Here is an 8,065-nt window from a genome sequence, read left to right on the forward strand (position 1 = left end):
CATCATCCCGCCTCTAGCGGAGCAGCTTCTCCAGACGCTTCGCCGTCGGGGTCAGGCTAGCCGGGAAGTATGCCTCCCGCAGCCGGCGGGACGAGCCGTTCGCCTGCAGATACGCCGAGCCTCTGTGATGCAGCATATCGGCCTGAACGGCTCTGATCGTCATCTCGGTAACGCCGAGCCGGACCTCCAGCAGCTCGCCCGGCAGGGGGGCTGCAATCACGGAGGCCCCTCCGGAGCGGAGAGGGGGTACGCAAGAACGCGGTCGGACCGTAAAGCCGTTAAACGCGCTCTGAGTCCCGATGTTGCGATGTAACGGACTCGGATGCCCCTATTTGTACAAAACGGAGCTGATGGGTGCGGTTATTCAGCGTTTAGAGGCTCCTCAGTCCGTTCAACACGCAAAACGGGTTGAGGAAAACCAATAGCGGCTCTGGAGTCCTTTAGTCCAAATATAGATTTCTCCCGTACTTCCCCCTACGCTCCACCTGTACTTCTCCTGGGCTCCTCCTGTATTCCTCCCGTATTCCTCCCGTACTTCCTCCCGTACTTCCTCCTGCCCTCCATCTGTACTCCTCCAAACACCAAGCTGTCCTCTCCCCATCCTGCCCCTTCTCCAGCGGCATGTTGAGGGCGCTCCCTGTGCGGCTCCCGTCTTGGGCAGGTCCTCCAACCAAGGGATCGCCTTCCTCCGATTCCCATCCGCGCTAAACTTGGGCTAGATTTCCGAACGGAAAAAGCCGTTCTCCTGTCCGAGGAAAGAGAACGGCTTATGCTTGCCTTACCTGATATTCATAGGGTATCCGTCCGTCCATGCTCAACCGGGTAATCCGGTTAGGCTGAATAGAATGTCCCTCTAGCTTGCCCGCAGTCTGCCCTTCTACGACAGCGCGACCTCGCAGCCCGTCCTGGACGCTTCGTAGATCGCATTCACCAGTTGGACGGCTCTGTATCCATCCCGCCCGCCGACCAACGGCTGACGGCCCTGCTCGATAGCTTCAAGCACGTCAGCCAGCTGCTTGCGATGGTTTTCATCCTGAAGCACGCGAGGGTCGTTCGCTCCATCCGCGGACGGCTCGGACGGCGCTTCCGGCTTTTCTTCGCCCGGCACCGACCATAAAGTGACCGCGTTGCCCTCGATCCAGATCGCTCCCAGCTCCCCGTACAGCTTGATGGCGGGAGGCTGAGCCGGCTGCAGGCTAGTCGAAGCCACGATGTTCGCAAGCGCGCCGTTCTTGAACTTCACGATGCCGAGCGCCAGATCCTCGGCCTCCATCCGGTGAGTTTGCGTCGCGGTCTTCCCTGTCGCGCTCAGCGCCTCCCCTCCGAACCACAGCATCAGATCGACCTGATGAATCGCCTGATTCATCAGCGCTCCCCCGTCTTCCGCGATCGTGCCGCGCCAATCGGCCGAGTCATAGTAGGCCTGATCCCGGTAAAATGGCGTCAACGCCTCGATGAAAATCAGGCGCCCGAGCTTCCCTTCGTCGACGATCCGTTTGGCCAGCTGGTACGGAGCTTCAAAGCGCCGCTGCGAGATGACGCTCAGCGTCAGGCCCCGCTCCTCGGCTAGACGCAGCAGACGCTCCGCCTCGGAGACCGTCATCGCCATCGGCTTCTCGACGATCAGATGCTTGCCTGCCCGCAGCACCTGTTCGCCGATAGCGGCATGGCTGCCGCTGCTGGTCGTGACGCAGACGATGTCAATATCGGGACGCGCCAGCAGCTCGCTGGCATCGCCCGCCGCTTCACAGCCTGCCCGCTCGGCGAAGGCCCGCGTTTTCTCTATATGTCGACCGGCTGCCGCGACAAGACGACCGCCCGGCAGATTGCCGATCGCGATGGCATGGAGCTCTGCGATCGCCCCTACTCCGATCAGCCCGAATCCCAATTCCCGGCTCCCGCTTCCCGTTCTATCTACTTGCTGTTCCCCATTTACTTGGCTCATTTCCACTTATTCCTCCTCTGTCCGCATAGTCCGAGGCACCGATCCGCTGCCCGTTCAGCTGCCGCCTCCGCCTGCAAGGCTTCTCTTCAAGCAAACAGCCCCCGGACTCCCGGGGGCTGCTTGGGGTATTAGGCTTGGCCCTCTGCAGGAGGCACGAAGGTGCGCTGCGCCAGTTCGGCATCCAGCATATAGAAAGCGTTGCTATCCTTATCGATACGGCGAAGCTTCTGGATGATGCTGTCGAACGTAGCTTCCTCCTCGACCTGCTCATCGATGAACCATTTCAGAAAATTAATCGTCGCATGCTCACGTTCATTCCACGCAATATCCGACAGCTCGTAAATACGCTTGGTTACGGTTTGCTCATGCGCATAGGCATGCTCGAAAGCGTCCAGCAGCGATGTATAAGCATTTTGAGGCTCTTCCATCCCGCTAACATGGGTACGTTTGCCGAGCGTATTGATGAAATGAAAAATTTTCATCGCATGGAACTTTTCTTCTTCCGCCTGCACGATAAAAAAGTTCGCAAACCCGTCGAAGCTCTCCGACGAGCAGTAGCCGGCCATCGCCAGATACACTTGGGAGGAAAAAAATTCGTAATTCATTTGCTCATTGAGCTTGGCGAGCAGATTATCACTCAGCATCAGGTCACGTCCCTTATCCTATAGTTATTCGATGCACACTAAGCTCTCATCCGGCTAAGCGCCTTGTAGTTTGCATCTTTCCGCCGTTTTCTATCCCGCCTGCCTCTATCCGGCTGCTCAGCGCGGCGAGCGGTCTGATCGCACTTATTTTACCATGTTCCCTGATCTTCCTCAATAAGCCGCCTACCGCTCTCCCGCGGCGGAACTGAGCAGCTACTCCTCGAGGAGGCGGGCCCAAGGGCGGGCCGACTCGTACGGTGCCGGAGTAGACCAGGCGTCGGACCACTTGCATAAACGACCCGGAACAGGGTATTATTTCCATATATTAGTGTGGTCTTTATACTGCTGCGAGGTGTTCCCATGAACAAGAAGAGCTTTATCGTAACGATGTCCACATTCTTGCTGACAACAGGTCTTCTCTATGGCGCAGGTCACGCTTTTACGATCCCCTGGCTCATGTTTCATCATGAATATATCCAGCTGGATACCGGCTTCCGCGTCACCACCGGCTCCTTGGTTCCCGGGTTGATCGGATTGGCGGCGAGCGGCTGTGCCGAACTGATGTACAACATGGCTTATCGGAGAAAAAAGGCTTGACCGTGCGTCCAACGCAAGCGGCCGCCCTCGCGCATCCTTATGCGCAGGGGCGGCCGTTTCCATAGCGTTAACCGGTGACCGTCACGACAACGGTCGTTCTCTTCTTCGCGTAAGTGACGGACACGGTTGCTTTGCCTTTGCCCGTCGCCTTGATGATGCCGTCCTTCACATCGGCTACCCGGATGTTCGTCGAAGACCAGAGTCCTTCTACGGTTACATCCTGATCCGTTCCGTCGAAGTAGGTCGCGATAGCCTTCACATCGAAGGTAGCGCCCTTTTTCAGCTCGATCGCCACTTCACTCGTTTTGAGATATTTCAGCTTGTCGATCTCCACCGGGATGTTCACACTCTTGCCGGCATAGGAGACCACAATGATGGCCGAGCCCGAGTCGACAGCCGTTACGAGTCCTTCCGTGACATCCGCTACCTTATAGTTGCTGGAACGCCATGCGGCGGATTCCGTCATATCTTTCTTGGTGCCATCGGACAGCACGGCCGTCAACCGGATCTGTACGGAATCTCCCCGCTTCGTAGAGATGAATTTTTTGTCCACCTCCAGGCTCTGGACGACTCCGATCTCTACCGGTATCGATACGCTTTTGCCGCCGTAGATCGCCGTAATCGTCGTTTTGCCTCGGGCGATAGCCGTCACCACACCGTTCGTGACCTGAGCTATCTTGTCATCTCCCGATTTCCACTCCGCTTCCTGCGATACGCTCTTGGATGTGCCGTTGCTGTCGGTCGCCGTCAGGACGATCGCTCTTGTTTCTCCAAGGTCAAAGGACAGCTGCATCGGGCTTGCCACCAGCTTGCCCGCCATATCCACCTGCACGACAATCTCCACCGTCTTGCCGCCGAAGGTCACCGTGATCTTCGCTTCGCCGGTTTGGACCGCTGTTACCTTGCCTTCCTCCGTGACGAGAGCAACCTTGGAATCGGAGGTCGTCCATACCGCTTCACTCGCTACATCGGCCGTCGTCCCGTCCGTATACGTAGCCTTGAGACTGAGCGACTTCGATTCGTTCTTCGCCATAACCAGCTTGGACTGGTCGACCGTCAGCGTCTTCAGAACGCCGACCGACACCTGGACGGTGACGGTTCTTGTGCCGAATGCGGCCTTCACTGTAGTCGCCCCCGTGCCAACGCCGGACACTAGGCCTTTGCGCACCTCGGCTATCCCCGCATCGCCTGAGCTCCATACCGCCTTGCTTGTTATATCTTCTTCACGTCCGTCCACGTAGATCGCCTTCAGGGTGATTTGCTCGGAAGAGCCCACCTGAAACTGAACGATCTTATGGCTCGCCGACAGCTTGACCGGCACGTCGACCGAGATCGAAGCCGTCACCTCTCTGCCCCCGTAGGTCGCCGTCACTTTCGTAACACCGGCTTTATAGGCGGTCACTTTGCCATTAGTCACGCCGGCGATAGCCGTATCCTCGATGCTCCACTTGGCGTCACGCGTCACATCCTCCTCGGTGTCATCGGCATACGTCGCCTGAAGCGACAGCTGGCCCGACTCCCCCGTCTTGAGGAACAGCTCCTCCGTGCCCAGCTCAAGTCGGCGCGGCACATCTACATCGATCTTGGCCTGCACGGTCTTGTTCCCGTACTTGACGGTGACCGTCGTCTCACCCGTGCCGTTGGCGCTGAGTTTGCCTTTGATGACATACACAATACCTTCGTCTTCAGACGTCCACTCCGCCTTGGCCGTTACATCCTCCGTGTTGCCTTCCGCATAAGTGGCCGTCAGCTTCAGCTGCGAGGTGTCGCCTTTTTTCATAAACAGGCTCTGCTTGTCCAGCTCAATCTTGATGGCATGATCGACGTCGACCTTGATCGTCGTGGACTTCGTGCCATAGGTCGCCTTTATGCTCGCCTGACCAGGACCGTATCCGGTAATCTTGCCTTTGATGACGTCCGCAACCTCACTGTCATCCGATACCCAATCCGCCTTATCCGATACGTCCTCAACCGTTCCGTCCGGGTAGGTCGCCATCAGCTTGACGCTCTCCGTCTCCCCCTGAAGCAGAGAAACCTCTGTCTTCTCCGGATCGACACGCTTGACGATCTCCACGTTGACCGGGATGGTGATCTGCTGGCTGTTGTACTTGGCCGTGATCACGGTGCTGCCGGAGCTTTGTCCGGTCACCTTGCCGTTAATGACCGTAGCGATCGAGCCGTTGTCGATGTTCCAGTCGGCCTTGCTCGTCACGTCTTCGTGGCTGCCATCGTCGTAATAAGCGGTCAGCGTGACCTGTTCGGACTGCCCTTGCCTGAGATCGATCAACTGCTTGTCCTTGATCAGCGAACGTACCCGCTTGGTGACCGTCACGTTCACGATCACGGTCTTGCCCATATAGGTGGCGGTGATTACCGCCTTGCCTTCCTTCTTGGCCGTCACAACGCCTGCATAGACGGAAGCCGTATCCGCTTCTCCCGAATTCCAGTCCGTTTTCACCGAAACGTTCTCCGTCGTTCCGCTTACATACACCGCCGTCGCCGTCAGCGTAGCGGTAGCGCCGACCTCCAGAGCCAGCTCGTTTTTGTTCAAAACCAGGCTTGAAATGGTTTCCGTAGCCGCAACTGCCTGCGCTCCCGAGAAACCTCCCGCTCCCAAAGCGACGATCAGCGTTAGCGCCATGATTTTGATCCATTGAAAACGCATCTGTTTCATCTCTCCTGTCTGTTCCTTGCCCAAAATAAACAGCTTCTTTCTATATCGACATCCGTCAGCTTTTTGTGAAGACTTTGCCTGAATATTATTCACTGGCTGCCGCTGGAGGACAACTTCAAGATGGCGAAGAAAGAACAAGACGTTCACCCCCCTGCTTGAAAATGGAGGCAGCCTGCTTCCGACGGCAGCCTTCTCCAAGACCAAGCAACGCGACGAACGTCCTGATAAGCAAACACGGCGGCCCCGTCCGGAGCCGGATATTCCGCCGCCCCGCCGGAGGCAGGGCTCGCTAGCGGCCTACTTCATCCCCTGTTTGCCTGTCAAGTGCAGTTCAAACCTGTCGATGATGAATAAAAATCTTTCCGCCTCGCGAAACACGTGGTCAGCCAACAGCGGGTGTATGATGCTTTTGATCCGGCAAGCCTCGATCAATTCCCGTGCCGTCTTTTTGAAATCCCGGAGAGACACGACGGACACCCGGTTCTGGTCCAGGAACTGGCTCAGAAGCGGCTGGGTCTGGGATTGAGGCCGCATCCCGCTCAGATCGACGGCTTGGAACAGGAGCTGGTCAAAATCCCGACTAAAGCTTTGTGCCTGTTCGACCAGCTTTCGTTCCGAAGGGTCGAGGAGATGCCCGATGAATTTGGCATGATCAGCCATGATGCGCAGAAAGAATACATTCTCGTCAATGATCGCATCCGGCAGCGGCTCCAGCCTTCCCGTATTCAATTCCTCCAGCCGGTTTCTGAAATAATTGGCCTCTCTGCTTATATGGTCAACCAGCAGGGGAAAGTTGTTTGCGCCGGGGAGCTTGCAATGGATGATAAGCCCAAGAACTTTTCTTTTAAACGCCCAGATGTGGGAGGCGGCCGCATGAACTTCCGTGTTGAATCGTCTGATTTCTTCCGGGTCTGCCGCTTCGGTGTAGGAGTGGGATTTGTTCTCGATCTGCTCGAAAAGGCTAAAGAACTGGTTCGCTTCCTGAATCAGTTGAGTATCTTCACAGCGGAAGCCCAGCTTGAGAAATAAGGAATGCTCCTTCATAATACGTGACCAGAATCGAATCTCTTCCAACGAGCGGGCAACAAACTCAGTGTGCAAGTCCAACACTCTCCTCGTGATTAGTCGACATATCACATGTATAATGCGGGGAGGAGGTGTGTATGCCAGTGTCGGAAATTAAGTCCATTCGAACAAGCCCCAGACCGTCTGTCCGGCGAGGGCCGGTCCTCGCCAAGGCTGCTTGTCCCTTCAGCGAGGTGAACGCGCCATGAGACATTCCCGAATGAACAAACGCCGCATCCGCTGGTGGATTCCTGCATCCGTGCTACTATTGGGAGCCCTTGTCGCCGCGGGCTGCCTGTACCTGATGCCTTACAAACCGGATGAGCGGGCGATAGCCGCGCTGCATAGCGGCGGGTCTCTAAAGACTGTGGAGCAGCCCGGCTGGATCGGCTTCATCCCCGAACGTCGAACAGAGCCGAGCGTGCTCTTCTATCCTGGCGGGCTCGTCCAAGCAGAGAGCTATGCCCCCTTGGCCCGGGCGCTGGCCTGGAGCGGGCACGCCGTGTACATCATCCGGATGCCGCTTAATCTTGCCGTACTGGGCGGCGACCGGGCGCTTCCCGTGATCGACAGCGAGCCGGACGCCTCCTTCGTTATAGGCGGTCACTCGCTCGGCGGCGTCATGGCCTCCCGATTCGCCGTGAGCCATCCCGACCGTATCAAGGGCGTGTATTTCCTCGGATCGTATCCCGATCCGAAAGGGGCCTTAGCGGACGTTGACATGCCTGTCCTGTCTGTCACCGGCTCGCTCGATGGCGTATTGAATCGCGACAAGTACGAGAAAGCGCGGAGCTTGCTGCCCGCCTCCGCCCAGCATGTGAAGATCGAGGGCGGCAACCACTCCCAGTTCGGCAGCTACGGCCTTCAGAAGGGCGATCAGCCCGCCTCCATCACCCCGGATGAGCAGCAGCAGCGAATCGTCCAGGAGCTCGAGGCCTGGCTGCAGCAGATCAAGTAGCGTAAGCCGGCCTGACAATATGCCTGGCTGATCCCCTGAACGGACTCGGGCCCATAATCGAGTAGGAGGCTGCCCATTAGTTGAGCAGCCGACCTCTCACACCACCGTACGTACCGTTCGGTATACGGCGGTTCAACCGTTTGAGTGCAATTGACGTAAGCGCTCGTATTGCGCAGGGAAGT

At 57.3% G+C, this 8,065-nt stretch carries 7 protein-coding genes; 2 read left to right on the top strand and 5 right to left on the bottom strand.

What is annotated here, in order from left to right; all coding sequences use genetic code 11:
- Nucleotides 1-13 precede the first annotated feature (13 nt).
- From GSF01_RS21130 to GSF01_RS21140, 3 genes are all read right to left on the bottom strand, one after another.
- Nucleotides 14-220, bottom strand: a complete 207-nt coding sequence (locus GSF01_RS21130) for a hypothetical protein (RefSeq protein WP_159887285.1) — start codon at nt 218-220, stop codon at nt 14-16.
- A 657-nt stretch (nt 221-877) separates the two neighbouring features.
- On the bottom strand, nt 878-1,945 hold the full coding sequence (locus GSF01_RS21135) for a Gfo/Idh/MocA family protein (protein WP_159887286.1): 1,068 nt from the start codon (nt 1,943-1,945) through the stop codon (nt 878-880).
- A gap of 128 nt (nt 1,946-2,073) precedes the next feature.
- On the bottom strand, nt 2,074-2,589 hold the full coding sequence (locus GSF01_RS21140) for a ferritin (protein WP_159887287.1): 516 nt from the start codon (nt 2,587-2,589) through the stop codon (nt 2,074-2,076).
- A gap of 360 nt (nt 2,590-2,949) precedes the next feature.
- Here GSF01_RS21140 and GSF01_RS21145 point away from each other — a divergent pair, with 360 nt between their 5' ends.
- The gene (locus tag GSF01_RS21145) at nt 2,950-3,186 is read left to right on the top strand and encodes a hypothetical protein (RefSeq protein ID WP_159887288.1); all 237 of its coding nucleotides are present in this window, start codon (nt 2,950-2,952) and stop codon (nt 3,184-3,186) included.
- A 67-nt stretch (nt 3,187-3,253) separates the two neighbouring features.
- On the opposite strand, the gene GSF01_RS21150 is transcribed toward GSF01_RS21145, so the two are convergent.
- Together GSF01_RS21150 and GSF01_RS21155 are read right to left on the bottom strand one after the other, a co-directional pair.
- Nucleotides 3,254-5,851 carry an Ig-like domain-containing protein gene (locus GSF01_RS21150; protein ID WP_159887289.1) on the bottom strand — a complete coding sequence of 866 codons (2,598 nt, stop codon included), beginning with the start codon at nt 5,849-5,851 and terminating at the stop codon, nt 3,254-3,256.
- 306 nt (nt 5,852-6,157) lie between these two features.
- Entirely contained in the window at nt 6,158-6,961 is an 804-nt protein-coding gene (locus GSF01_RS21155) for a DUF2935 domain-containing protein (protein ID WP_159887290.1), read from the bottom strand.
- Between the two features lie 169 nt (nt 6,962-7,130).
- Here GSF01_RS21155 and GSF01_RS21160 point away from each other — a divergent pair, with 169 nt between their 5' ends.
- On the top strand, nt 7,131-7,883 hold the full coding sequence (locus tag GSF01_RS21160; RefSeq protein WP_159887291.1) for an alpha/beta fold hydrolase: 753 nt from the start codon (nt 7,131-7,133) through the stop codon (nt 7,881-7,883).
- The last annotated feature ends 182 nt before the right edge of the window (nt 7,884-8,065 follow it).

Origin of the sequence: Paenibacillus puerhi, from assembly GCF_009846885.1 — a bacterium.
GTDB lineage: Bacteria > Bacillota > Bacilli > Paenibacillales > NBRC-103111 > Paenibacillus_G > Paenibacillus_G puerhi.

Excerpts from the sequence above, each read along its gene's own strand:
- GSF01_RS21135 (WP_159887286.1), bottom strand. The coding sequence starts at position 1,945 with ATGAGCCAAGTAAATGGGGAACAGCAAGTAGATAGAACGGGAAGCGGG.
- GSF01_RS21150 (WP_159887289.1), bottom strand. The coding sequence starts at position 5,851 with ATGCGTTTTCAATGGATCAAAATCATGGCGCTAACGCTGATCGTCGCT.
- GSF01_RS21145 (WP_159887288.1), top strand. The coding sequence starts at position 2,950 with ATGAACAAGAAGAGCTTTATCGTAACGATGTCCACATTCTTGCTGACA.
- GSF01_RS21140 (WP_159887287.1), bottom strand. The coding sequence starts at position 2,589 with ATGCTGAGTGATAATCTGCTCGCCAAGCTCAATGAGCAAATGAATTAC.
- GSF01_RS21160 (WP_159887291.1), top strand. The coding sequence starts at position 7,131 with ATGAGACATTCCCGAATGAACAAACGCCGCATCCGCTGGTGGATTCCT.